We start from the raw sequence: 24,398 nt of genomic DNA, 5'->3' as shown, positions 1-24,398 counted from the left end.
GATGCACCTTCTCCAGGCGACGCCGGGGGCCGTTACCGATGGATCGGAAGCGGTCGATCTCGGCCAGACGCCGGGTGATATCGTCTTTCTCTCTGCCGCCGACACCGAACTGGCCGCTCTATCGGCGGCGCAGGCAAAGATGGGCGAGAAGGCCCCAAGCCTGCGTCTCGCCAACCTCATGCAGCTCGGCCACAACCTTTCAGTCGACCTTTATGTCGAGCAGGTGATCGCCGGGGCAAAGCTTGTCGTCGTCCGCCTGCTGGGTGGCGAGAGCTACTGGCCCTACGGCGTCGAGCAGATCCATGGCGCCTGCCTCGCAAAGGGCATCAAGCTGGCGATGCTTCCGGGCGACGATCAGCCCGACCCCGACCTCTCGACCTATTCAACCCTGGACGAGGAACCCGCCTTTCGCCTGTGGCGATACTGCATCGAGGGCGGGCCGGAGAATGCGGAAAACCTGCTCGCCTACGCGGCCAGCCTCTTGGGCTGGGAAAGGGACTGGCTGGAGCCGCGCCCTCTCTTGCGTGCCGGGCTTCACTGGCCCGGCGTCAGCCAGCCGGGCCTGGACGACCTGCGGCGCGACTGGCGCCCCGCATCGCCGGTTGCGGCCATCGTCTTCTACCGGGCGCTGCTGCAGGCCGGCAACCTGGCCACCGTCGATGCCCTGATCGCCGCCTTGAAGGCCCAAGGCGTCAATCCTCTGCCCGTTTTCTGCAGCAGCCTGAAGGACGCGCAGGCGGCGGAGGTCGTTGCCGGCCTGCTCGGCGACGCCAAGGCCGAAATCATCCTGAACGCCACCGGCTTCGCTCTGGCGGTGCCCGGCGCCGAGCGTGGCAAGACACCCTTCGATGTCTGCGACGGACCTGTTTTGCAGGTGGTCTTCTCCGGCGGTAATGCCGCGGCCTGGGCCGGGGGCACGACCGGCCTTTCGGCCCGCGACATCGCCATGAACGTGGCCTTGCCCGAAGTCGACGGCCGGGTGCTGACCCGGGCCGTCTCCTTCAAGGGCGAGGCACGCTACGATGCCGTCACCCAGACCTCGGTCGTAGCCTACGAGCCGCAAGCCGACCGTGTCGACTTCGTTGCCGCTTTGACCGCCAACTGGCTGCGCCTGCGGCGCACGCCCAAGCCGAAGCGGAACCTCGCCATCGTGCTGGCCAACTATCCGAACCGCGACGGGCGGCTCGGCAACGGTGTCGGCCTCGACACCCCGGCAGGGACGATGAACGTGCTGCGGGCGCTGCAGACCGAGGGTTACGACTGCGGCGAACTGCCGGCTGACGGACAGGCGCTGATCGAGCGTCTGGCGGCAGGGCCGACCAACGACCTGACGGACCGCCACAACCGGCCCGGCGGCGAAACCTATGCCCTTTCCCGATACCGGCGCTTTTTCGCGGGCCTCCCGCAGGCGGTACGCGAGGCAGTGACGGAGCGCTGGGGCGATGCCGCCGAAGATCCTTTTGTGGAAGGCGACAGCTTCCGCCTCGCCGCCTTCCGCCTGGGCAAAGTGATCATCGGGCTGCAGCCGGCGCGCGGCTACAACATCGATCCGGTGGCGAGCTATCACGATCCCGATCTGGTGCCGCCGCACGGCTACCTCGCCTTCTATGCCTGGCTGCGGCAGGCGGTCGGTGTGCAGGCGGTGGTCCACATGGGCAAGCACGGCAACATGGAATGGCTGCCGGGCAAGGCGCTGGCCTTGTCGGAGGCCTGTTTCCCCGAAGCGGTTTTCGGTCCCCTACCGCACCTCTATCCCTTCATCGTCAACGATCCGGGCGAGGGCACCCAGGCCAAGCGCCGGGCCCAGGCGGTGATCATCGATCACCTGACCCCACCGTTGACCCGCGCCGAATCCTACGGCCCCCTGGCGGAGCTGGAGCGGCTGGTCGACGAATACTACGATGCGGCCGGCCTCGACCCTCGCCGCCTGAAGGTGTTGCGCGAAGAGATCCTCGATCTTTCGGCTCAGAGCGGTCTCGACAAGGACTGTGGTATTGCGGTGGAGGACGACCCGGAGACCGCGCTTGGCAAGCTCGACAATCATCTCTGCGAGCTGAAGGAGATGCAGATCCGCGACGGCCTGCACATCTTCGGTGAAGCCCCGGGCGGGCAGCAGATGACCGACCTGCTGGTCGCGCTGACCCGCGTGCCGCGCGGCAGAGGGGAGGGCGCCGAAGCTTCCCTGATCCGGGCCCTCGCCAAAGACCTTGGTTTTGAAAGCTTCGATCCGCTGGATTGTGTTCTGGGAGAGACCTGGGACGGCCCGCGGCCTGCCGTACTGGGGGAGACCAAGGGCTGGCGCAGCCGGGGCGATACGGTGGAGCGGCTGGAAGTCCTGGCGCAGGCGCTGGTTTCCGGTGACAGGGATGTGGACGCGGCCTGGAGCCGGACGGCGGCGGTGCTGGAAGGCATCGAGCAGCGGGTCCGGCCTGCGGTAAAGGCTTCCGGCGAGGCCGAGGTCGCAGGCCTGTTGAAGGGTTTGAACGGAGGCTTCGTCGAACCCGGTTCTTCCGGTGCGCCCACGCGCGGACGCCTCGATGTGCTGCCCACCGGCCGCAACTTCTACTCCGTCGATACCCGCACCGTGCCGACCCCGGCGGCCTGGCAACTGGGCTGGGCCTCCGCTGAGCGACTGCTGCTGCGCCACCGGCAGGAGGAGGGCGGCTGGCCGCGCCGTCTGGCGCTGTCGGCCTGGGGCACCGCCAACATGCGCACCGGCGGCGACGACATTGCCCAAGCCCTGGCGCTGATGGGGGTGAAGCCGACCTGGGAAACCGCCTCGCGCCGCATTACCGGCTTCGAGGTTCTGCCGCTCTCGGTTCTGGACCGGCCCCGGGTCGATGTGACGCTCAGGGTTTCCGGCTTTTTCCGCGATGCCTTCCCGGCCCAGATCGATCTGGTGGATTCCGCCGCCCGTGCGGTGGCGGCCCTTGACGAGTCTGCCGAACAGAACCCGCTGGCCGCCCAGGTGGCTGAAGATCGGGCCCGCCTGATGGCCGAAGGCGTTTCGGAAGACGAAGCCGCGCGCCGCGCCGGTTTCCGGGTCTTCGGCTCCAAGCCCGGCGCCTATGGGGCGGGGCTGCAGGCGCTGATCGACGAGCGCGGATGGCGCGAAGCCGCCGATCTGGCCAAGGCCTACCTCGCCTGGGGCGGTTATGCCTATGGCGCGGGGGCCGGCGGACAGGCGGCCCAGGGCCTTTTCGAGGACCGCCTGAAGAAGGTCGAAGCCGTGGTCCACAATCAGGACAACCGCGAGCACGATCTGCTGGATTCCGACGATTACTATCAGTTCGAGGGCGGCATGACGGCGGCGGTGGAGCATCTCTCCGGTGCCCGCCTGCGGGTTTACCACAACGACCATTCGCGCCCGGAAAGCCCGAAGATCCGCACCCTGGAGGAGGAAATCGCCCGTGTGGTGCGGGCCCGGGTCGTCAATCCCAAGTGGATCGCCGGGGTCATGCGCCACGGCTACAAGGGCGCCTTCGAGATGGCGGCGACGGTGGATTATCTCTTCGCCTTCGCCGCGACCACCGGCGCCGTCGCTGATCACCACTTCGATGCCGTCTACGAGGCTTACCTGGAAGCCCCGGCTGTGCGATCCTTTCTGGAAGAGAAGAACCCGGCGGCCCTGGCCGAGATGGCGGAGCGCCTTTCCGAAGCGCAGGAGCGCGGCCTCTGGCGCCCGCGTTCCAACTCTGCCGCCGGCGAACTTGCCGCCCTGAGATCCCTGGAGGTTGCCTGATCATGGCCGAGATGACCGAAGACGAAATCAACGCCCGGGCCAATGAAAAGGCGAAGAAGCGCAAGGCCGCGCGCGACAAGATGCTGGCCGACAAGACCAAGGAAAAGGGCCTGCTGATCGTCCATACCGGCAAAGGCAAGGGCAAGTCGACGGCGGCCTTCGGTCTGGTGTTCCGCGCCCTGGGCAACGGCATGCGCGTCGGCATCGTGCAGTTCGTGAAAGGCAAGTGGGAGACCGGCGAACGCGTCGCGCTGGATAAGTTCTCCGACCGGGTGACCATCAAAGCGATGGGCGAGGGCTTCACCTGGGATACCCAGGACCGCGCCCGCGACATCGCCGCCGCCAAGGCGGCCTGGGATTATGCCAAGGAGATGATCGAGGCCTGCCGTAGACCCGATAGGCCCTACGACATGATCCTGCTGGATGAGTTGAACATCGTGCTGCGTTACGACTACCTGCCGCTGGAGGAGGTGGTGGCCTTCCTCAGCGACCGTCCGGAAATGCTGCATGTCATCGTCACCGGCCGCAACGCCAAGCCGGAGTTGATCGAGGCGGCGGACCTGGTGACCGAGATGACCCAGGTGAAGCATCCCTTCCGCGAGCAGGGGGTGAAGGCGCAGTTGGGCGTCGAATTTTGACGTCCACACCGGCCATCATGATCCAGGGCACCGGCTCCGACGTCGGCAAGTCCCTGCTGGTGGCCGGGCTCTGCCGCGCTTTCACCCGGCGCGGCCTTACGGTCAGACCCTTCAAGCCGCAGAACATGTCGAACAACGCCGCGGTCACCATCGACGGCGGCGAGATCGGCCGTGCTCAGGCGCTGCAGGCGCGGGCCTGCGGCGTGGCGCCGACCACCGATATGAACCCGGTGTTGCTGAAGCCGCAGAGTGAGATCGGCGCCCAGGTCGTCGTTCAGGGCAAGATCCGGGGCAACGCCAACGCCCGGACCTATCAGGCGATGAAGGGCGAACTGCTGCCCAAGGTGTTGGAGAGCTTCGACCGATTGCAGGCCGAGGCTGACCTGGTGGTGGTCGAGGGAGCGGGCAGTCCGGCGGAGGTGAACCTGCGCAAGGGTGATATCGCCAACATGGGTTTTGCCGAAGCCGCCGATCTGCCGGTTTTGTTGGTGGCCGATATCGACCGTGGCGGCGTCATCGCCTCTCTGGTCGGTAGTCATGCGGTGATCGATCCGGCGGAGGCGCGGCGCATCGCCGGCTACGTCATCAACAAGTTTCGCGGCGACGTCAGTCTTTTCGATGATGGTTTGACGATCATCACCGAACACACCGCCTGGCCGTCGCTGGGCGTGGTGCCTTTCTTCCCGGAAGCGCGGCATCTGCCGGCGGAGGATGCGGTGGCGCTGTCGCAGACTGAAGCGTCGGCGGGGCGGGCCATCAAGGTCGCCGTGCCGCAGCTGGCGCGCATTGCGAACTTCGACGATCTGGACCCTCTGATTGCCGAGCCGGATGTGGCGGTGGATTTCGTCGAACCCGGCCGGGCCCTGCCGGGCGATGCGGATCTCGTCATCCTGCCCGGCTCCAAGGCGACCCTGTCGGATCTCGCCTTTCTGCGCGCCCAGGGCTGGGACATCGATATCCAGGCGCACCTGCGCCGCGGCGGGCGGGTTCTCGGCATCTGTGCCGGCTATCAAATGCTCGGTCAGCGTGTCGAAGACCCCGGGGGAATCGAGGGACCCGCCGGGACCTCGGAAGCGGGCCTCGGTCTATTGAAGGTCACGACCCGCCTCAGCGGCGACAAGACACTGGAAGAGGTTGAAGGGCGGCATCTGGAAAGCGGCGCTGAGATCCGGGGCTATGAAATGCACGTCGGTGTTACCGAAGGGCCGGGGCTGGAGCGGCCTTTCGCCAGGCTTGGCGATAAGCCCGAGGGCGCGGTTTCCGCCGACGGCAAGGTGGCGGGCTGCTATCTTCATGGGCTCTTCTCGGGTGACGCGTTTCGCGCGGCTTATCTGGCGGGCCTGAAGGAACGGGCCGCCTCGGGTCTGACCTACGAGTCAAAGGTAGAGGACACGCTGGACGCGCTGGCGGCGCATCTGGAGACGCACCTGGATCTGGACCAGGTTTACCAGATCGCCCTGGCGCGGAGCCTCAAGGAAGCGGTGGTCGAACAATTCCCTTTGCCCCGTCCCCGTAAGGCCCCGTAAAGTCCGGCTCAAGAATCAAACCACAGGCAAGCAGGCGTTTAAGGAGAGACTGATGGGCAAGATTGGCGTGATGGTCTGCGGCCACGGCAGCCGCGACGAAGGGGCGGTGCGCGAGTTCGAGGCCGTGGCCCGCGGTATCCGGGCCCGTCTGCCGCAGTACGACGTGGAAAGCGGCTTTCTGGAATTCGCCACGCCGATCATCCGCAACGGCCTTGACGCGCTGCGCGGGCGCGGGGTCACCCACTGCCTGGCGATCCCGGGCATGCTCTTTGCCGCCGGCCACGCGAAAAACGACATCCCCTCGGTCCTGAACACCTATCAGGCCCAGCATCCTGAAATGGCCATCGACTACGGCCGCGAGCTGGGCATCGACACCAAGCTGCTGCAGGCCGCCAGCGCCCGCATCGAAGCGGCCCTGGCTGCGGCGGGCGATGACGTGCCGCGCCACGAGACCCTGCTGATGGTGGTGGGCCGCGGCGCTTCAGACCCCGACGCCAACTCCAACGTGGCCAAGGTCATGCGCATGCTTTGGGAGGGCCTGGGCTTCGGCTGGGGCGAGACCTGCTATTCCGGCGTCACCTTTCCGCTGGTTGAACCGGGCCTGGAACATGCCGCCAAGCTGGGCTACCGCCGCATCGTCGTGTTCCCCTACTTCCTGTTCACCGGCATTCTGGTGCAGCGCATCTACGATTACGCCGATCAGGTGGCCGCCCGCCATCCGGAGATCGAGTTCGTCAAGGCCTCCTACCTCAACGACCATCCGGCGGTGCTCGATGCCTTTGCCGAGCGGGTGCAGGAGATCATCGACGGCGAGAACCTGATGAACTGCAAGCTCTGTAAATACCGCGAGCAGGTGCTGGGCTTCGAGGCCGAGGTCGGGCTGGCCCAGGAAAGCCACCACCATCACGTCGAGGGCATCGGTACCGGTACGCCCAGTCACGATCATGATCACGAACACAGTCATGATCATGGACACGACCATGACCACGGGCATTCACACGATCACCCCCACGGGCACTCCCACGGGCACGAACACGGCCACAGCCACGGGCACGGGCATGGGCATGGGCATGGGCATGGGCACGACCACGGGCATCATCATCACCCTTATCCCCATGCCGACCACCCCTTGGGGCCGGTCAGCATGAAGAAGAAGTCGGCTTGATCGTGCCCGTTGTGCCGACAAGCCTCCTCACCCCAGCCCTCTCCCACAAAGGGAGAGGGGGAGTTGTGGCGAGGTTTCCAAAGTCTCTTGCTCCCTTGATGGGGGAGGGTCGGGGTGGGGGTGACACCCTCTGCAGGATGCTGCGTTCTTCAAGCCGGAGGGTGACGCTTGGAGTTGGGTCGGTAGCATGACCACGACCCTGGAGGATTACATCCGTGACCCGCAGGAGATCGCCCGCCGCTCCTTTGAGATCGTGCGGTCGGAGACCGATCTCTCGGCCTTGCCGCCGGAGGTGGCGGAGATTGCGCTGCGGGTGGTACACGCCTGTGGAATGCCGGAGATTGCCGGCGATCTTGCCTATGCCGGAGACTTGGCTGGGGCCGGGCGGGCGGCCTTGCAGTCCGGCGCCGCTGTCCTGGCCGACTGCGAGATGGTCGCTGACGGGATTACCCGCAAACGCCTGCCCGTCGATAATCCAGTACGGTGCAGCTTGAACGACGCCCGCACGCCCGGTCTGGCAAAGACCTTGGGCACAACCCGTTCGGCCGCCGCCGTCGATCTCTGGGGTGAAGACTTGGCGGGCGCGGTGGTTGCCATCGGCAATGCGCCGACAGCGCTGTTTCGTCTTCTGGAGTTGCTGGACGAGGATGCACCGCAGCCTGCGGCAATCCTTGCCTTTCCGGTCGGTTTCGTCGGCGCCGCGGAGTCGAAAGAGTCGCTCATCGCCGCAAAGCTGGCTGTTCCCTATCTGACCCTGCGCGGCCGGCGGGGCGGCAGCGCCATGGCTGCGGCTGCCGTCAATGCCTTGGCGCGGGCCGGGATCTGACGGTCATGACCGAAACCTGGCTTTCCTTGATTGGGATCTGCGAAGACGGCTTGGACGGCCTCACGCCTGCCGCGCGGCGGTTGGTGGACGATGCCGCCGTGCTGGTCGGCGGCGAACGGCACCTGGCGATGGTGCCGGAGGACGGGCGCGAACGCCTCGCCTGGCCCAGCCCCTTTACCGCGCTGCTGGACGAGATCGAGGCAAGGCGCGGCACCGCCGTCTGCGTTCTGGCCACCGGCGACCCGCTTTGGTACGGCGTCGGCTCTGCTCTGCTGAAGCGCATTCCGCTGCAGGAGATGACCATCCTGCCGGGCCGCTCGGCTTTTGCTCTCGCGGCCTCGCGGCTCGGCTGGCCGCTGGCCGAGGTCGAGACGCTCACGCTGCACGGCCGGCCCCTGGCGCTCCTGCAGGCCTACCTGCAGCCCGGTGCCAAGCTGCTGGTTCTCAGCGAGGGCGCGGAAACCCCGGCGGCGGTGGCGGCCTTGTTGCGTGAGCGCGGCTTCGGCGACAGCCGGATGACCGTTCTGGAACACATGGAGGGTGAGGCCGAGCGGCGGATCGACGGCACCGCTGCCGATTGGCGGGCCAATGACATCGCGGCCTTCAACACGCTGGCAATCGATTGTGTCGTTGATCCGGAGGCGGTCTTGCTGCCGCGGGTGCCCGGCCTGCCGGACGAGGCCTTTCGCCACGACGGGCAGATGACCAAACGGGAAGTGCGTGCGGTGACGCTGGCCGCTTTGGCACCGCTGCCCGATCAACTGCTCTGGGATGTCGGCGCTGGTTGTGGCTCCATTTCCGTCGAGTGGATGCGCGCCGCGCCGCGCAGCCGGGCCATTGCCGTGGAGCGTAAGACCGAGCGCCTGAAGATGATTGCCGAGAACGCCGAAGCCTTGGGAACGCCAACGCTTGAAATCGTCGAGGGAGAGGCGCCCGCGGCACTCGCGGGCCTCAAAGCGCCGGATGCGGTTTTCATCGGGGGCGGTGCCTCGGGCGAGGGCGTTATGGAAACCTGCTGGCAGGCATTGAAGGAGGGCGGCCGTTTGGTCGCCAATGCGGTGACCCTGGAGGGCGAGCAGGCTCTCTTGGCCTGGCAAAAAAAGAACGGCGGTGCGCTCAGCCGGATCGCCGTTTCCCGCGCCGAGCCGGTCGGGCCCTTTCAGGGCTGGCGGCCGATGATGCCGGTGACGCAGTACAGTCACCGCAAAGCCCTTGCCGGGAAGCCGCTATGACGGGAAAGCTCTACGGCCTCGGCATCGGGCCCGGCGATCCCGAACTGCTGACGCTCAAGGCGCTGCGGTTGTTGCGGGCCGCGCCGGTGATCGCTTATCCGGCGCCGGAGGAGGGGGACAGCCTGGCCCGCGCCATCGTCGCGCCGCACTTGCCCGGCGGGCAGACCGAGATCGAGATTCGTATGCCCATGGTCGCCGCGCGCTTTCCGGCCCAGGAGGTCTATGACTGGGCCGCCGGCAAGATCGGCGGGCATCTGGAAGCAGGCAGCGACGTTGCCGTGCTCTGTGAGGGTGACCCGTTTTTCTACGGCTCCTTCATGTACCTCTTCGGCCGGGTGGCGGAACGCTTTCCGGTGGAGGTGGTGCCCGGCGTTTCCTCGCTGACCGCCTGCGCTGCCGTGCTGGGCGCACCCCTGGCCGCGCGCAACGATGTGCTGACCGTCGTCCCGGCGCCCCTGGACGAAGATGCCCTGGCGGAACGGCTGCAGGGCGTTGAGGCCGCAGCCGTGATCAAGGTCGGGCGTCATCTGCAGAAGGTGCGCCGGGTGATCGGCGATCTTGGGCTTTCCGATCGGGCGCGCTATGTCGAGCGGGCGACCATGGACCAGCAGCGCATCCTGCCGCTGGACAGCCTTGAGGAGGACGGCGCGCCCTATTTCTCGATGATCCTGATCCACCGGCGCGGGGAAGCCTGGACATGAGCGCGGCAGGGATGGTCGGGGGCGAACTGGCGCCGGTTTTTGTCGCCCTCACCCAAGCGGGTGCGGACCTTGCCGCCGATCTGCGGGCGGTCCTGCCGAACGCCTTGCTCTACGGCAAAGCCGGCCGTGTAACAGGGGCCGATCTGAGATTTGAGGACTTCTCCGCAACCCTGCAGGCGGCTTTCTTGGAGGGCCGGGCAATCATCGGCATTGCGGCAGCCGGCACGCTGATCCGGGCGCTCGGCCCTCTGCTCGCGGACAAGCGGGTGGAGCCGCCGGTGGTTGCGGTGGCGGAGGACGGCGCTGCCGTCGTGCCGCTGCTGGGCGGTCATCGCGGCGCTAATGACCTGGCCAGAGAACTCGCGGCTGCACTGGAGATCGAGGCGGCGGTCACCACCGCCGGCGACCGGCGTTTCGGCCTCGCCCTGGACGCCCCGCCCGCTGGCTGGCGGCTCGGTAATCCCGAAGACTACAAGGAGTTCGCGGCGGCGCTTCTGTCGGGTGAGAAAGTGACGCTTCACGGCGAGGCGGACTGGCTGGCGCAAAGCGATCTGGCCTTCGGCGAAGACGGCGCGCTATCGATTCAGGTCACCGAAGAACTCGGCGCCTCTGGCCCGTTTTGTCTGGTTTATCATCCGGCGGTCCTGGCGCTCGGCGTGGGTTGTGAGCGGGATTGCGATCCGGCGGAACTGGCGGACTTGGTTGAGACAACCCTGGGGCAAGCCGGTTTGTCGCGCCAAGCCGTGGCCGGGGTGTTTTCCATCGACGTGAAGGCGGATGAAAAAGCGGTCTTGGACTTGGCTGCCAGCCTGGCGGTGCCCGCCCGCTTTTTCGATGCCGCGAGCCTGGAGGCGGAAGCCCCGCGTCTCGCCAACCCTTCCGATCTCGTGTTCCGCGAAGTCGGCTGCCACGGCGTCGCCGAAGGGGCAGCCCTGGCCGCCGCCGGACCGCAAGGCAGCCTGGTTGTCGCCAAGACCAAGTCCCGCCGGGCGACCTGCGCCCTTGCGCTGGCTCCAAGCGTGATCGATGCGGTGAGTCTTGGCCGGGCGCAGGGCAGTCTTGCGGTGGTCGGCACCGGCCCCGGCGATCCGGTCTGGCGTACGCCCGAAGTCGAGGCTGCCGTTTTGTCTGCGACGGACCTTGTGGGCTACGGGCTCTACATCGATCTGCTGGGACCGCTTGCCGCCGGCAAAACGCGCCACGGCTACGAACTCGGCGAGGAAGAACAGCGGGTGCGGGTGGCGCTCGATCTTGCTGCCGATGGCAAGGACGTGGCGCTCGTCTGTTCCGGCGATCCCGGAATCTATGCCATGGCGACCCTGGTCTTCGAACTCCTGGACCGCGGTGAAAACGATCTCTGGCGACGTATCGACATCAAGGTCACGCCTGGCGTCTCGGCCTTGCAGGCGGCGGCGGCGCGGGCCGGTGCGCCCCTGGGGCACGACTTCTGCACGATTTCCCTCTCCGACCTTTTGACGCCCTGGCCGGCGATCGAGCAGCGCATCGAGGCGGCGGCGGCGGGCGACTTTGTCATTGCCTTCTACAATCCTGTCTCCAAGCGCCGTACCCGGCAGCTTGCCGCAGCGGTGGAAATCCTGAAGCAACACCGCCCGGCGGAGACGCCGGTCGTCTTGGCGCGCAATCTGGGCCGGCCGGGTGAAACCGTGAAGCTGGTCGACCTGGCCGCGCTGAAGCCGGACATGGTAGATATGCTGACTGTGGTGCTGGTCGGCTCCAGCGAGACGCAGCGCGTCTCGCGCGGCGGCGGGGGGCAGTGGGTCTACACGCCCCGCGGTTACGCGGCGAAGGCCAAAAAGAAATCGGAGGATGCGGCGTGACGGTCTATTTCATCGGTGCGGGCCCCGGCGCGCCCGATCTCATCACCCTGCGCGGACGTGATCTCATCGCGCGCTGTCCGCTGGTTCTCTATGCCGGCTCTCTGGTGCCGGAAGAGGTGGTGGGCTTCGCCCGGCAAGACGCCCTGGTGATGGATACCGCCCCCCTGACCCTGGACGAGATCCTGCATGAGATGATCGAAGCCGATGCGGTTGGTCAGGACGTGGCGCGGGTGCACTCCGGCGATCCTTCGCTCTACGGCGCCATCGCCGAACAGATCCGCCGCCTGCGCGAGGCCGAGATTGCCTTCGAGATCGTGCCCGGCGTACCGGCCTATGCGGCTGCCGCCGCGGCCTTGGAAAGCGAACTGACTCTGCCGGAAATCAGTCAGACGCTCATCCTGACGCGCACGGCGATGAAGGCTTCGGCTATGCCCGAGGGCGAGGATCTCGCGACCCTGGCGCAGTCCGGGGCGACCCTGGCCATCCACCTTTCGATCCGGAACCTGAAGCATATCGAGGCGGAGCTGACACCCGCTTACGGCGCCGACTGCCCGGTCGCCGTGGTCTACCGCGCTTCCTGGCCGGACCAGCAGATCATCCGCGGCACCCTGGCCGACATCCGCCAGAAAGTGCGCGCGGCCAAGATCACCCGTACGGCCCTGATTTTGGTTGGACGGGTTCTCGGCTCCAACGACTTCAGCGACAGCCGCCTCTACGACCCCGGGCACGTCCATGTGCTCCGGCCCAAGCGGCGGGCTTCGTCGGGGTCATGAGCGTGGCCCCAAATGCTCTTTCCGTGCGCCCGGCCAGAGACGGCGATGCCGCCGGGCTTTGCAGTCTGCTCAATGAAATTATCGCGGTCGGCGGCACTACGGCGCATGAAACCCAATTGACCGATGCCACTTTCAGGGACTACTTCCTCGTCGGCGAAGATCACCTGAGTTGCCAGGTGGCCGAGAATGACGACGGACTGCTGCTGGGGTTCCAGTCCCTCGAAAGAAATCTCGGTCTGCCGCCTGATTGGGGTGACATCGCGACCTTCGCGCGGCTGCAACCCAAGGTGCCCGGTGTCGGCCGCGCCCTCTTTGCAGCGACTCTTGCGGTCGCCAGGGATCTCGGCCTTGTCGCGATCAATGCGACGATCCGCGCCGACAACACAAGCGGCCTGGGTTATTACGGGAAGATGGGTTTTCAGGACTACGCGGTGAAGGCGGCTGTTCCGTTGAGCGACGGCACCCCGGTCGACCGCATCTCCAAGCGCTACCTGATCGCTTAACCCAGACCGAGGGCGGCCCGTCGGCGCAGACCCTCCGGGTCGGCTGCCTTGGCACGATCGATCAGGCCGTCGGTATAGGCTTCGGCGTGGCCGACCGGCACCACATAACTCAAAGCGTGGCGGGTTTCGGTTTCATTGGTCAGGCGCAGCAGAAGCCAGGTGGCGAGGTATTGAGCCGACAGACAGCCGCCGGCCGTCGCGATGTTGCCGGAGACGGAGAGCGGTGCCTCGAGGGTCTCGAAACCCATGTCGGCGATCCGCCCCCTTGTCTTGTCATCAGTGCTGACCCGGTGCCCCTCGAGCAAACCGAGCTTCGCCAGAATCAAGGCGCCCGAACACTGGGAGGAGATAATCTGGCGGCTTGGATCAAGTGCAAAGCGTGTCAGGAAGGGCGTGTCCGCCGCGAATTCAATCGACCGTTGGCCACTCCCCATGACCACCGCACTGGCTTCGGCGATTTCCGCAAAGCCTGCTGAAACGACCGTCGGCACATCGTTCATGGAGACCACTTCGCGGGCGGGTCCGGCAAGAAAAGCGGTCACCCCCTCCGCCCGGTTCAGAAGGCTCAGGGCGAGGAAACTGTCAATCTCGTTGAAACCGGGAAGTGTCACGATGGCAACGGCGGTCACGTCCAGGCATCCTGTCAGAAGTAACGCGGGTCTCTCACCATAGTATGGCGCCCATAGTATCGCTCTGTTTACGGCGTCTTGTCGATCTCCAGCAGTGATTATTATGGGTTGAAGTGTCAGCCTGCGCGCGCCGCCTTCAGGAATTCGGTTGCCGACTGATCGAGGGTTTTGATCTGCGCGGTCATATCGTCGGCCGTCGTCTCTATAAGTTTGGCGGAATCCTGAGTCTGATTGGCGGAATCGCTGACGCGGGAGACGTTCTCGGCGATCTCGGCCGCGCCGGCGGATGCCTGCCCGATAGAGTTGGCGATCTCGCGGGTGACGGTGCTCTGTTCTTCGGCGGCCCCGGCAATCGAATCGGCAATTTCGCTGATCGTGTCGACGGTGCTGGTAACCCTTTCATTGGCGTCGTAGGTGCGCTGTGTCGTATCGCGAATGTCGGTGACCTGGCGGCCGATTTCCTCGGTCGCCTTGGCCGTCTGCTGCGCCAGGGTCTTGACCTCGCTGGCGACGACGGCGAAGCCCTTACCTGCCTCACCCGCGCGGGCGGCCTCGATGGTGGCGTTCAGCGCCAGCAGGTTGGTCTTGTCGGCGATCTCGGTGATCAGATCCAGGACCTGGCCAATCTGTTCCGTGGTTGTGACCAGGGCGCGCATCTGATCGCGGGCATTCTCCGCGTCTCCGCGTGCCGAATGCGCAATCTTGGCCTGGTGTTCCACCTGCTGGGTGATTTCTTGGATTGCGGTGGAGAGCTGCTCGGCGGCGGTGGCGACCGATTTCACGTTTGCGGAGGCTTCGCCGGCGGCCGCGGCCATGGTCGTCGCTCTGTGCGTGGTTTCGTCGGCGCAGCTCCCAAGGCCCTTTGACTGTTCGCCAAGGCTTGAGACGGCCTGCTCGACCGTCTCGATTGTCGTTTTGACCTGTGCCTCGAAAAAATCAGAGAGCTCAGAGAAATGCCGCGTGCGGTCGGCGATGTCAGCGATGGCCGTGTTGACGCGCCCGGCGCTCGCCTGGAAGTCGCCGGGCAGGCCGCGCAACAGGATCTTGCGGTAATACTTGCCGGCGGCGACGTGCTGCATGGAAGCCCCGGCCTCGCGCACGAAGGCATCGGTTACGTCGACCAGATGGTTGATGGTGTCGCGCAACGCCACGATCTCTCTGGCGGCCTCGGGCCGCTGAACCCGCAGATTGAAGTCGCCGCCCCGGGCGATCTGCTGCGTTGTCTCCATGATCTTCATTGTCTCGCTGCCGACGCGATGCTGGACCCAGATCGACAACGCGACCGCCGCAAGGGCCAGAAGCTGTATGGCGATAGCCGCGATCTGCGCATTCCCTGCAGCCGTCTGCCAAGCAATCGCGGCGATGATCGACAAGGCGGCGAGGGTGGCGAGGCGCTGGCCGTTAGACTGTGAAGATAAAGCGTTCATAGGTCGTTCCCTGCCCCTGTAAGGTCCGCTGAAGAAAGTCCAGTGCGGCGGTCATGCCGTCTTTCAGCCGCGCCGCGTTGCTCTCGGCCTGGCGCAGTTCCTGGTAGATCGGTTCGATCCGGGCGATCTGTTCGGGGTCCGGCTTGCGCCGGTTCGAGTGATAGCCCTGGACCTTTCCGTCTTTGTCGGGGCTCGGCGTAACATGGGCGAAGACCCAGTAGTGATCGCCGTTCTTTGCCATGTTGATGACGTAAGCGAACACTTCCTCGCCTGCCTGGAGTTTGTCCCACAGCAGCTTGAAGACACTGTGCGGCATGTCCGGATGGCGAATGAGGTTGTGCGGCTGGCCGACCGCCTCTTGTTCGGAATAGCCGCTGACCCGCAGGAAGACATCGTTGACGTAAGTGATTCTGCCCTTGAGGTCTGTTTTGGAGACGATGATTTCGTCGATGCCGAAAAGGGCTTCCCGGCCTGTCGGGGTAACGATCGAGCGTGACATGCTTACCGCGCAGAAAGTGAAAGCGAACTGACTGGCAAGCGTTCTAGTTTTCTCGCATTAAAGAAAGATTGAGCTGCGACGGCATGTCGTGGGACTTTTTGTCGCTACTGAATTTGCTCAGTTCGATTTGATTATTGATAACCGCGAATCGATGCTATCGCCTTCGAAGACGACACATCGACCAGCGGAATTGGTCTGAAGATCACGCCGATTCAAAACCGAGAAATCACCAGACCGGCGCCCACCAAGGCAACGGCACCGACTCTTGGGATTGTGATTTCCTTGACCGGCAGTCCGAAAGCGCCGTTAGCGTCCAGAAGCAGTGCGGCCAGGAGTTGCCCTAAAATCAGAACGGCAAAAGTGGTCACGACACCGAGCTTGGGAACGCTCCACAAGACGGCCCAGACGTAAAAGGCGCCAAAGGCGCCACCGGTCCAACACCACCAGGGTACGGCTTTCAGGGCTGTCAGCGGCGGCAGGGCGCCGCGGCTTGCGGCCAATCCCAGCAGCAGCAGGAAACCGATCCCGAAGGAGATCATGGCGGCGGTGATGCCGTCGCCGACGCTGCGGCCGAGAGCGGCGTTGATCGGCGCCTGGATGGCCAGTGCCATGCCACCGACGCCGACCAGAATCAGGGCAGTCCAGAATGTTGCGGCCATTGGTGTTTTCTCCCGGTTCCGGTTTGCTGTCTTCGGCTGGGTCAGAGCCGCTGTGAAATCCACTTCAAGGCCTCGTCGACCGAAGCGGCGACCTCCGCCTTTCTAACTGAGGGCCGTTCGATCATTATGACCGGTAGGCCGAGTTCCCGCGCGACGGCGATCTTGGCATAGGTGGCCTCGCCGCCACTGTTCTTGGTGACCAGGGCCTGGATGCCGTGCAGCAGGATGAGCGCGCGCTCGCCATTGGCCTCGAAAGGGCCGCGGCCCAGCACCACCTCATAGTTTTTCAGCGGCAGGTCCCCACGGGGGGCGTCGATCATACGGACCAGGAACCAGATGTCGCGGAGGCCTTCGAAGGCCTCCAGCTCCTGGCGCCCGACCGAAAGAAACACCTGTCGGGCAAGGCCTTTCAGCGCTTCCGCGGCCGCTTCGGCATCGGCCACCGTGATCCAGTGGTCGCCCGCGACCGGCTGCCAGGGCGCACGGCTGAGCACCAGCCGTGGTGTACCGCTTTCGCGGCAGGCGGCCTCGGCATTTTCGGAGATGCGCTCGGCAAAGGGATGGGTGGCGTCGATCAAAAGATCGATCTTCTCTTCATCCAGGTATCGGGCCAGGGCATCGACGCCGCCGAAGCCACCGATGCGCAGCGAACCGGGAATGGCCAGGGGATGCTCGGTGCGGCCAGCCAGAGAGGTGATGACCTCCAGGTCATGGCGCTCGACCAGCCGCGCCGCCAGGGCGCGGGAGTCGCCGGTGCCGCCGAGCAGGAGGATACGGTGCCTTGCCGTCATGCCGCCCAACCGGAAGCGCGACCGACGAGACCACCCTGACGATCGAAGATCAATACCTCCACCTCGGTCTCGCCCTCCAGCACGGCGAGGGCCCGGTCCCGCGCGCCTTCGGCAATGCTGTCGGCCAGGGGAAGGCCGGCGGCGCTCGCCATATCGAGTACCTGTTTGGCGGTGTTCGCGCGGCGGCTTTCGTCGATCAGGTCTTTTGCCGCGCCGAGGCTCTTCAAGGTTTCGGCCAGCAGATCGAAGTCGACCTGACTGCGTCCGGAATGCAGGTCCAGATGCCCCGCCGCCAGTTTGCAGAACTTACCGAAGCCGCCCCCCAGCGTCAGGCGGGGCAGGGGATGCTTGCGCAGGTACTTCAACAGACCGCCGGCGAAGTCGCCCATATCGAGCAGGGCGATCTCCGGCAGGCCATAGAGTCTTTGCACCGCCGCTTCGGAAGTGGAGCCCGTGCAGGCGGCGACATGTAACAGCTTGTTGGCGCGGGCGACGTCGATGCCGCGGTGGATCGAGTGAATCCAGGCCGAACAGGAGAACGGCACCACGACGCCCGTTGTTCCCAGGATCGAGAGCCCGCCGAGAATGCCGAGCCGCGGGTTCCAGGTCTTTGCCGCGAGGTCTTCGCCGCCGTCCACCGAGATCTCGATCTCCACGTCGCCCGGCGCGCCATGGGCCTCGGCGACCTCCGCAATGACAGCCTGCATCATCTGCCGGGGTACCGGGTTGATCGCCGGCTCGCCGACATCCAAAGGCAGACCCGGTTTGGTGACGGTGCCAACCCCGGGCCCGGCCTTGAAGACGATGCCGCTGCCGGCCTCCGCGAGGCGCAGGGTCGCGCCGACCAGGGCCAGGTGGGTGACATCCGGGTCGTCGCCCGCGTCCTTCACGATGGCCGCGCTGGCCCGGCCGTCGCCAAGAGCCTCCCGCGCCAGGGCGAAAGCCGGTTGCTCCCCTTTGGGCAGGGTGATGGTCACCGGGTCGGGAAAGCTGCCGGTCAGCAAGGCGGTATAGGCGGCCTTGGTCGCCGCTGTCGCACAGGCGCCGGTGGTCCAGCCGCGCCGCAATTCCCCCTCAGGCTTTCGCGTCATGTCGTTATTCTACAAATCCAGGCTTTTCCCTGACTAGGCTAGCCGGGCTGCTGCGTCTACACTCCTGCGTATGAATAACACGCTTGATGGCTTGCCGGTGTTTCAGCCGGGCACGGTCTGGCTGGTCGGGGCCGGTCCCGGCGACCCCGGTCTGTTGACCCTGCATGCCGTGAACGCCCTGCGCCAGGCGGACGTGCTGGTCTATGACGCCCTGGTCGGCGAGGCGGTGCTGGATCTGGCGCCGCCTGAGTGCGAGCGCGTCTATGCGGGCAAGCGCGGCGGGCGGCCGTCACCGGTGCAGGCCGATATCTCCCAGCGCCTGGTCCGTTTCGCCAAGGCGGGCAAGCGGGTGCTGCGCCTGAAGGGCGGCGATCCCTTCGTCTTTGGCCGTGGCGGCGAGGAAGCGCTTTCCCTGGTGGCCGCCGGTGTGCCGTTTCGCATCATCCCCGGGGTTTCCGCCGGAATCGGCGGATTGGCCTATGCCGGCATTCCGGTGACCCACCGTGATACCAACTCGGCGGTCACCTTTCTGACCGGCCATGGCGTCGGCGGTGAGGTGCCCGACGGCATCGACTGGGCGGCGTTGGCCAAGGGCTCTCCGGTTATTGTGATGTACATGGCGCTGAAGCACATCGCCACGATTGCAGGGGCCTTGATCGAGCATGGACGCCCGGCCGCGGAACCGGTGGCGGTTGTCAGCCAGGCGACACTTCCTGCCCAGACCATCCTGGAGACCAGCCTGTCGTGCTGCGCCGAAGACGTCGCAGCGGCTGGAATCGAACCGCCCTGCATCGTGGTGGTCGGCGAGGTGGTGCGCCTGCGTGCCGGCCTCGACTGGCAGGGGGCTGCCGGAGGCCGGGCTCTGGACGACGATCCCCTCGGGTTGCGCAGCCGGCGCGAAACGGGATGAGCGGCGAAGGGGCGGGGGGCAGTCTGTCCGGGCTTGGGCCGGCCGGGCTGTTGATCGCCGCCCCGGCATCGGCCAGCGGCAAGACCACCGTCACCCTCGCCCTCCTGCGCCTGTTGCGCCGCCGCGGCCATCGGGTCGCCGCCGTAAAGGTCGGTCCCGACTATATCGATCCCGCTTTCCATGCCGCCGCCGCCGGGCGCCCCTGTTTCAATCTCGACCCCTGGGCCATGCGGCCGCAAACCCTGGCGGCGGCGCTCGAGAAGACAGCCGAGGATGCGGAACTGGTTGTCGGCGAGGGGGTCATGGGCCTCTTCGACGGGGCGCCTGTGGAAGACCAATGGGGCTTGGCCGCCGGCTCCACCGCTTCCCTGGCGGCTGCGGCGTCCTGGCCCGTGGTTCTGGTGGTCAACTGCCAAGGCATGGGGGCTTCCGTCGCCGCCCTGGCGCATGGCTTTGCCCAGTTTCATGAACGCGTTCGGCTCGGCGGCGTGATCCTGAACGCGGTCGCTTCCGACCGGCATGAACGTCTGTTGCGGGAAGCCTGCAATGCCGCTGCGATGCCGGTTCTGGCCGTCCTGCGCCGGGTCCCCGGCCTGACGCGGCCATCCCGTCATTTGGGTCTGGTTCAGGCCGGCGAAGACGAGTCGCTCGACCTGTTTCTCGACGCCGCCGCCGATGCTCTGGCCGCGGGTCTCGATGAAGCGACCCTTCTCGCCACACTCCGGCCCGCTTCCCTCAGGGCGCAGGCGTGGTCGCCGCCCCTGGCGCCCCTTGGTCAGCGCATCGCTGTGGCCGCGGATACGGCCTTTGCCTTTTGCTATCCGTTGACCCTGGAGGGCTGGCGGGATGCCGGTGCCGAACTGTCGTTCTTCTCTCCGCTGGCCGATGAGGGCCCGGACCCGGCAGCCGACGCGGTCTATCTGCCCGGCGGCTATCCCGAGTTACATGGCGCGACGCTTGCCGCCAACAAGAGATTCCAGGCCGCCATGCGGTCTGCCGCCGGGCGGGGCGCGGCCATCTACGGGGAGTGCGGCGGCTACATGGTGCTCGGCAGAAGCCTGGAAGACGCCGAGGGGCAGAGCCATGAGATGCTTGACCTTCTGGCTGTCGAAAGCTCGCTGAAGGCCGCCGCCCGGGTCTTGGGGTATCGGCGTGCCAGGCTCATGCAGGACGGCCCCCTGGGGCCGGCGGGTAGCGCTTACCGGGGGCATGAGTTTCACTACGCCTCGGCGCGGAGCGATGGCGACGAACCCTTGTTTACGGTAACGGATGCCGCGGGTCAGGACCGCCACCTGGCCGGGCAGCGCCGGGGCAAGGTCATGGGTTCCTTCCTGCATCTGATCGATCGTGAAGACGCCGGCGCGTAATTATCTTCCAGACAGTCGGAAAGACCTCTAAGGTTGTATTCGTCACAGATTTGACTTTGGATCGCGCTTGCGAAAAACGGTCTAGTCTCGTGACCTTCTTGTGATCGCAGCACTCTGCTTTCCTTCGAAGAAAGCTACGCAGATCATTGAGTCTTGCTTTGCTTTTTGATTAGGTTATTAAAAAGAGGGTGACTAAACCGATGGGCGGTCGGGATTTCCGGGGATTTGTCGGGGGCTCCCGCCGTTACTCGCACGAGGTCGCAAGAGCAGAACAACAAAGTGCGGACAGCAGCCGGTAACACCGGCAGTTTCGAATGCCGCGCCAACAAGTCTGGGGAACGTTAAATGGACGATTCAATTTCAGGTATCTGGGGGATGGTGGTGGGTCTGATCACCACCTACGGCCTGAGCGTTGTCGGCGCCATTATCATCCTGATCGTCGGCTTCATGATTGCCGGCTGGGTGAAGTCGGCAGTCAGCAAGGCGCTGAGTAAGGTGGAGAAGGTCGACGAGACGCTTCGGGCGTTTTTTGCCAGTCTTGCCTACTACGCGGTTGTCATCTTCACTGTTGTTGCAGTTCTGGCCCAGTTCGGGATTGAGACAACCAGCTTCATCGCCGTCCTGGGCGCCGCCGGTCTGGCCATCGGCCTCGCCCTCCAAGGCACCCTCAGCAACGTCGCCGCCGGGGTCATGCTGCTGCTTTTCCGGCCCTTCAAGATCGGCGACTACATAGAAGGCGGCGGCTTGGCCGGAACGGTGAAGAGCATCACGCTTTTTGTCACCGAACTGGCGACACCGGACAATGTGCAGATCATTGCGCCGAACTCCCAACTCTGGGGCTCGGCGATCAAGAATTACAGCTTTCACCCAACGCGGCGCGTCGATCTGGTGATCGGCATCGCTTATGAAGACGACATCGACCGCGGGCTTGCAGCCTGCGTGGATGAGGTCAAAAAGGACTCCAGGGTCCTTGCCGACCCGGCGCCCATGGCCGCCGTGACTGACCTGGGCGACAGCTCGGTGAATTTCACGGTGCGCATCTGGTGCAATGCGGCGGACTACTGGGGGCTCAAGTTCGATATGACCAAGAACCTAAAGAATCGGATGGATGCAGAAAACATCTCTATTCCCTACCCGCAGCGTATGGTCCACACGGCAGGCGCGGCTGCTGCGGAGTAGCAAAGCGCGCGACAGGCGCGGTCTCTCACGGGCCGGCGTGGGGGCTTGGGCCCTGGCGCTGGCCCTTCTTGTCCTGCCCCTGGCTGTTTTGCACCCTGCCGGCCAGGCCTTGGCCCAGGGCAGTCTCTTCGACAAAGCCAAAGATCTTCTGAAATCCGGCGAGGGCGAAACTGCGGGCGGCCTCTCCGCGACCAGCCTGAGTGCGGCGGAAATCGGCGACGGCCTGCGCGAGGCCTTGCGGGTCGGGACCGAACGGGTGGTCGGCCAACTCGGCCAGACAGACGGCTTCAACGCCGATCCCGATATTCACATTCCGCTACCGGACTCTCTGCAGAAAGTGCAGTCGGCCCTGCAGGCCGTCGGCATGTCCGATCTTGCCGACGAGGTTGAGCTGCGTCTGAACCGTGCCGCCGAACAGGCGACGCCCCAGGCCAAGCAGATCTTCTGGGATGCGATTTCGGAGATGTCGGTGGAGGATGCGGAAGGCATCCTGAACGGGCCGGACGATGCGGCAACCCGCTACTTTCAGGACAAGATGTCGGCGCCCCTGTCGGACGCCATGCGCCCTGTGATCGATGACAGCCTGGCTGACGTCGGCGCCATTGCGGCCTATGACAATATGATGGAGCAGTATAAGACGATCCCCTTCGTGCCCGATGCCAAGGCGGATCTGACCGATTATACTCTGGCGCAGGCGCTGGACGGACTGTTCACCTATGTGGCGCGTGAAGAAGCCGCGATCCGCAGCGATCCCGCCAAGCGCAGCACGGAAATTCTGCAGAAGGTATTTGGGGAGTAACGGTGTCCGCGCGTTCGGGCGGCGCCAACTTTGGAGGGCTTAGGTAAGATGAAAAAGGTATTGATCGGGCTTGGCGTGATTGTGGTCCTGCTTGTTGCGGCAGTGGTCATCATTCCCCAGTTCGTCCCGCTGGAAAGCTACAAGGCCGAAATCCAGGCCCAGGCGAAGCAGGCGACCGGCCGCGACCTGCGGATCGACGGCCCCATCTCGCTCTCACTTTTCCCGGCGATTGCGATTTCCGTGGAAGATGTCGGTTTCTCCAATGCACCCGGGGCTGCGGCGCCTGAAATGGCGACCATCGAAAGGCTCGATGTTGCCTTGCAGATCCTGCCGCTGATCGGCGGTGAGGTAGCCGTCGACCGCTTCATTCTGGAGCGTCCGGTGATCAGCCTCGAGGTCGATGCCGACGGCAAGCCCAACTGGGATATTCAAACGGGCCAGGCCGATACCGCCGGCGGTGAGACTTCCGGCGGCGCGGGTGATGGCGAGAGTGGCGGCGGTTCCGCGGTCAGCGAAATCCGTCTCGGCGAGGTGCGTCTGATCGACGGCACCTTCTCCTACGCCGATCGGCAGAGCGGGCAGGAGGAAACCCTCAGCGCGGTCAACATGGAACTCTCCCTGCCCAGCCTGTCGGAGCCTTTTGCCGCAGAGGGCTCTGCCGATTGGAAAGGCGAGACCGTCACGCTGTCGGTCAATGCCGAGAGCCCAAGAAACCTGATGTCGGGAGAGACAAGCAATCTCGCCATGACGGTCGAGGCTGCACCGGTCACGTTTTCCTTCGACGGCGCGGCACGCAATGCGGATGCACTGGGCTTGCAGGGCCAGCTTGCCCTTGCTGTCCCTTCGATACGCAATTTGGCGGCCTGGACCGGCAATCCCTTGGAGTTCCCGGGTGACGGCTTGGGGCCGTTCAATCTGGAAGGCGTGCTTGAAATGACCGGCGCCAAGGTCGCGCTTACGGATGCCAAGCTCTCGGTCGATGAGATTGCCGCCGACGGTCTGTTCTCGGTCGATGCGCGGGGCGCCAAACCAGTCATCAAAGCGGAACTCAATGTCGATCAACTGAACCTGAACCCCTATCTGCCGCCGGAAGGTGAAGGCGGGGGTGAGGCGGCTGCTTCGGGCAGCGGCGGTTCCGGTGCCGGTGCCGAAGGCGGGCAAGGTGATTGGAGCGATGAGCCGATCGACGTTTCCGCCCTTGGCGCTCTGGATGCCGATCTCGCCTTCAATGCCGGCGGCATTCAGTTCCGGGAAGTGAAAATCGGCAAGAGCAGCCTTACGGTGCTTCTGCAGGACAGCAAGCTGACGGCCGATCTGTCGGAAATGCTGCTCTACGAGGGGGCCGGTAAGGGGACCATCGTGGTCGACGGCGCCAGCGGCCAGCCGGCGATTTCTGCGGACTTCGACCTCGCCAATTTCCAGGCCGGACCCTTCCTGACCGATCTTGCGGACTTCGACCGCATTCTCGGCACGACGGAGACCAAGCTCTCGGTGACGGCTGCCGGCGCTTCCCAGCGTGAACTGGTTTCCAGCCTGAACGGCGATGGCGCCGTGGTCTTCAAGGACGGTGCCGTCAAGGGCATCAACCTAGCCGCCATGATGCGCAACATCTCCGCCGCGGCCATCGAGCAGTCCTTCGATTCCGCCGAGCAGACGGACTTTGCCGAGCTGTCCGGCACCTTCCAGATCGACAAGGGGATCGTCTCCAACAAGGACCTTACGCTTGTCGCTCCGCTGGTTCGGATGACCGGGGAGGGCACCATTCCTCTGCCGCCGCGCACCGTTGACTACCAGGTTAAGCCCAAGCTGGTCGGTTCGCTCGAGGGTCAGGGCGGTGAATCCGATCTTGCCGGCATCGCGGTGCCGATCAAGGTGACCGGTCCCTGGCACGACATCTCCTATCAACCGGATCTGGCGGGCGCTTTGAGCGACCAGATCAAGGATCCGGGCGCTCTGTTGGAGAAGGTGCCGGATGCGGACAGCCTGAAGGACGCAACGGAGGGCGGCGCCAAGGGGCTGCTGGACAAGCTGGCGCCCAAGTCGGGCGGGGACGGCGAATCGAAATCGCCGCTCGACGGTCTCCTCGGCAACTGATCGGCGCGG

Annotated in this window: 21 protein-coding genes; 15 read left to right on the top strand and 6 right to left on the bottom strand. The window is 65.3% G+C overall.

Annotated elements, in window-relative coordinates:
* Position 1 precedes the first annotated feature (1 nt).
* The 10 genes from cobN to ACP146_RS17225 all read left to right on the top strand — a co-directional run bounded on the left by cobN (position 2) and on the right by ACP146_RS17225 (position 12,944).
* Positions 2-3,742: a cobaltochelatase subunit CobN gene (cobN, locus tag ACP146_RS17270; RefSeq protein WP_422367991.1), complete on the top strand. Its 3,741-nt coding sequence runs from the start codon at positions 2-4 to the stop codon at positions 3,740-3,742.
* A gap of 11 nt (positions 3,743-3,753) precedes the next feature.
* Positions 3,754-4,380, top strand: a complete 627-nt coding sequence (cobO, locus tag ACP146_RS17265; RefSeq protein ID WP_422369669.1) for a cob(I)yrinic acid a,c-diamide adenosyltransferase — start codon at positions 3,754-3,756, stop codon at positions 4,378-4,380.
* Positions 4,381-4,397: 17 nt separating this feature from the next.
* Positions 4,398-5,906: a cobyric acid synthase gene (locus tag ACP146_RS17260; RefSeq protein WP_422369668.1), complete on the top strand. Its 1,509-nt coding sequence runs from the start codon at positions 4,398-4,400 to the stop codon at positions 5,904-5,906.
* A gap of 52 nt (positions 5,907-5,958) precedes the next feature.
* Entirely contained in the window at positions 5,959-7,071 is a 1,113-nt protein-coding gene (locus ACP146_RS17255; RefSeq protein ID WP_422367990.1) for a sirohydrochlorin chelatase, read from the top strand.
* Between the two features lie 199 nt (positions 7,072-7,270).
* Entirely contained in the window at positions 7,271-7,897 is a 627-nt protein-coding gene (locus ACP146_RS17250; RefSeq protein ID WP_422369667.1) for a precorrin-8X methylmutase, read from the top strand.
* A 5-nt stretch (positions 7,898-7,902) separates the two neighbouring features.
* Entirely contained in the window at positions 7,903-9,129 is a 1,227-nt protein-coding gene (gene cbiE, locus ACP146_RS17245) for a precorrin-6y C5,15-methyltransferase (decarboxylating) subunit CbiE (RefSeq protein ID WP_422367989.1), read from the top strand.
* Positions 9,126-9,830 (top strand): precorrin-2 C(20)-methyltransferase, encoded by a 705-nt coding sequence (locus tag ACP146_RS17240; protein ID WP_422367988.1) that lies wholly within the window; start codon positions 9,126-9,128, stop codon positions 9,828-9,830. The genes cbiE and ACP146_RS17240 overlap by 4 nt, the downstream gene beginning before the upstream one ends.
* A complete protein-coding gene (cobJ, locus tag ACP146_RS17235) occupies positions 9,827-11,668 on the top strand; it encodes a precorrin-3B C(17)-methyltransferase (RefSeq protein ID WP_422367987.1) in 1,842 nt (613 codons plus the stop codon). Before ACP146_RS17240 ends, cobJ begins: the two co-directional genes overlap by 4 nt.
* Positions 11,665-12,441 (top strand): precorrin-4 C(11)-methyltransferase, encoded by a 777-nt coding sequence (gene cobM, locus ACP146_RS17230; protein WP_422367986.1) that lies wholly within the window; start codon positions 11,665-11,667, stop codon positions 12,439-12,441. Before cobJ ends, cobM begins: the two co-directional genes overlap by 4 nt.
* 2 nt (positions 12,442-12,443) lie before the next feature.
* The gene (locus ACP146_RS17225; RefSeq protein WP_422367985.1) at positions 12,444-12,944 is read left to right on the top strand and encodes a GNAT family N-acetyltransferase; all 501 of its coding nucleotides are present in this window, start codon (positions 12,444-12,446) and stop codon (positions 12,942-12,944) included.
* On the opposite strand, the gene ACP146_RS17220 is transcribed toward ACP146_RS17225, so the two are convergent.
* The 6 genes from ACP146_RS17220 to ACP146_RS17195 all read right to left on the bottom strand — a co-directional run bounded on the left by ACP146_RS17220 (position 12,941) and on the right by ACP146_RS17195 (position 18,040).
* Positions 12,941-13,573, bottom strand: coding sequence for a DJ-1/PfpI family protein (locus ACP146_RS17220; RefSeq protein ID WP_422367984.1), 633 nt, complete (start codon positions 13,571-13,573; stop codon positions 12,941-12,943). The two genes, ACP146_RS17225 and ACP146_RS17220, sit on opposite strands and share 4 nt — an antisense overlap.
* Before the next feature lie 116 nt (positions 13,574-13,689).
* Positions 13,690-15,000 carry a methyl-accepting chemotaxis protein gene (locus tag ACP146_RS17215; RefSeq protein WP_422367983.1) on the bottom strand — a complete coding sequence of 437 codons (1,311 nt, stop codon included), beginning with the start codon at positions 14,998-15,000 and terminating at the stop codon, positions 13,690-13,692.
* Positions 14,975-15,499: a PAS domain-containing protein gene (locus ACP146_RS17210; protein ID WP_422367982.1), complete on the bottom strand. Its 525-nt coding sequence runs from the start codon at positions 15,497-15,499 to the stop codon at positions 14,975-14,977. The genes ACP146_RS17215 and ACP146_RS17210 overlap by 26 nt, the downstream gene beginning before the upstream one ends.
* A 212-nt stretch (positions 15,500-15,711) precedes the next feature.
* Positions 15,712-16,158 (bottom strand): DMT family transporter, encoded by a 447-nt coding sequence (locus ACP146_RS17205; RefSeq protein WP_422367981.1) that lies wholly within the window; start codon positions 16,156-16,158, stop codon positions 15,712-15,714.
* 41 nt (positions 16,159-16,199) lie between these two features.
* Positions 16,200-16,949 (bottom strand): cobalt-precorrin-6A reductase, encoded by a 750-nt coding sequence (locus tag ACP146_RS17200; RefSeq protein WP_422367980.1) that lies wholly within the window; start codon positions 16,947-16,949, stop codon positions 16,200-16,202.
* Positions 16,946-18,040: a cobalt-precorrin-5B (C(1))-methyltransferase gene (locus ACP146_RS17195; RefSeq protein ID WP_422367979.1), complete on the bottom strand. Its 1,095-nt coding sequence runs from the start codon at positions 18,038-18,040 to the stop codon at positions 16,946-16,948. The genes ACP146_RS17200 and ACP146_RS17195 overlap by 4 nt, the downstream gene beginning before the upstream one ends.
* Positions 18,041-18,110: 70 nt before the next feature.
* Here ACP146_RS17195 and cobA point away from each other — a divergent pair, with 70 nt between their 5' ends.
* The 5 genes from cobA to ACP146_RS17170 all read left to right on the top strand — a co-directional run bounded on the left by cobA (position 18,111) and on the right by ACP146_RS17170 (position 24,389).
* Complete coding sequence (gene cobA, locus ACP146_RS17190) at positions 18,111-18,950, top strand: uroporphyrinogen-III C-methyltransferase (RefSeq protein ID WP_422367978.1); 840 nt, start codon at positions 18,111-18,113, stop codon at positions 18,948-18,950.
* Complete coding sequence (locus tag ACP146_RS17185) at positions 18,947-20,317, top strand: cobyrinate a,c-diamide synthase (RefSeq protein ID WP_422367977.1); 1,371 nt, start codon at positions 18,947-18,949, stop codon at positions 20,315-20,317. Before cobA ends, ACP146_RS17185 begins: the two co-directional genes overlap by 4 nt.
* A 345-nt stretch (positions 20,318-20,662) precedes the next feature.
* Entirely contained in the window at positions 20,663-21,496 is an 834-nt protein-coding gene (locus ACP146_RS17180; RefSeq protein WP_422367976.1) for a mechanosensitive ion channel family protein, read from the top strand.
* Between the two features lie 37 nt (positions 21,497-21,533).
* Positions 21,534-22,295: a DUF4197 domain-containing protein gene (locus ACP146_RS17175; RefSeq protein ID WP_422367975.1), complete on the top strand. Its 762-nt coding sequence runs from the start codon at positions 21,534-21,536 to the stop codon at positions 22,293-22,295.
* 48 nt (positions 22,296-22,343) lie between these two features.
* Positions 22,344-24,389 carry an AsmA family protein gene (locus ACP146_RS17170; RefSeq protein WP_422367974.1) on the top strand — a complete coding sequence of 682 codons (2,046 nt, stop codon included), beginning with the start codon at positions 22,344-22,346 and terminating at the stop codon, positions 24,387-24,389.
* Positions 24,390-24,398: the final 9 nt, after the last annotated feature.

The sequence above is a fragment of the Pelagibius sp. genome (genome assembly GCF_965249265.1).
GTDB lineage: Bacteria > Pseudomonadota > Alphaproteobacteria > Kiloniellales > Kiloniellaceae > Pelagibius.
Note: the sequence above shows the minus strand (reverse complement) of the source record. Positions and strands in the feature narration are given on the sequence as shown.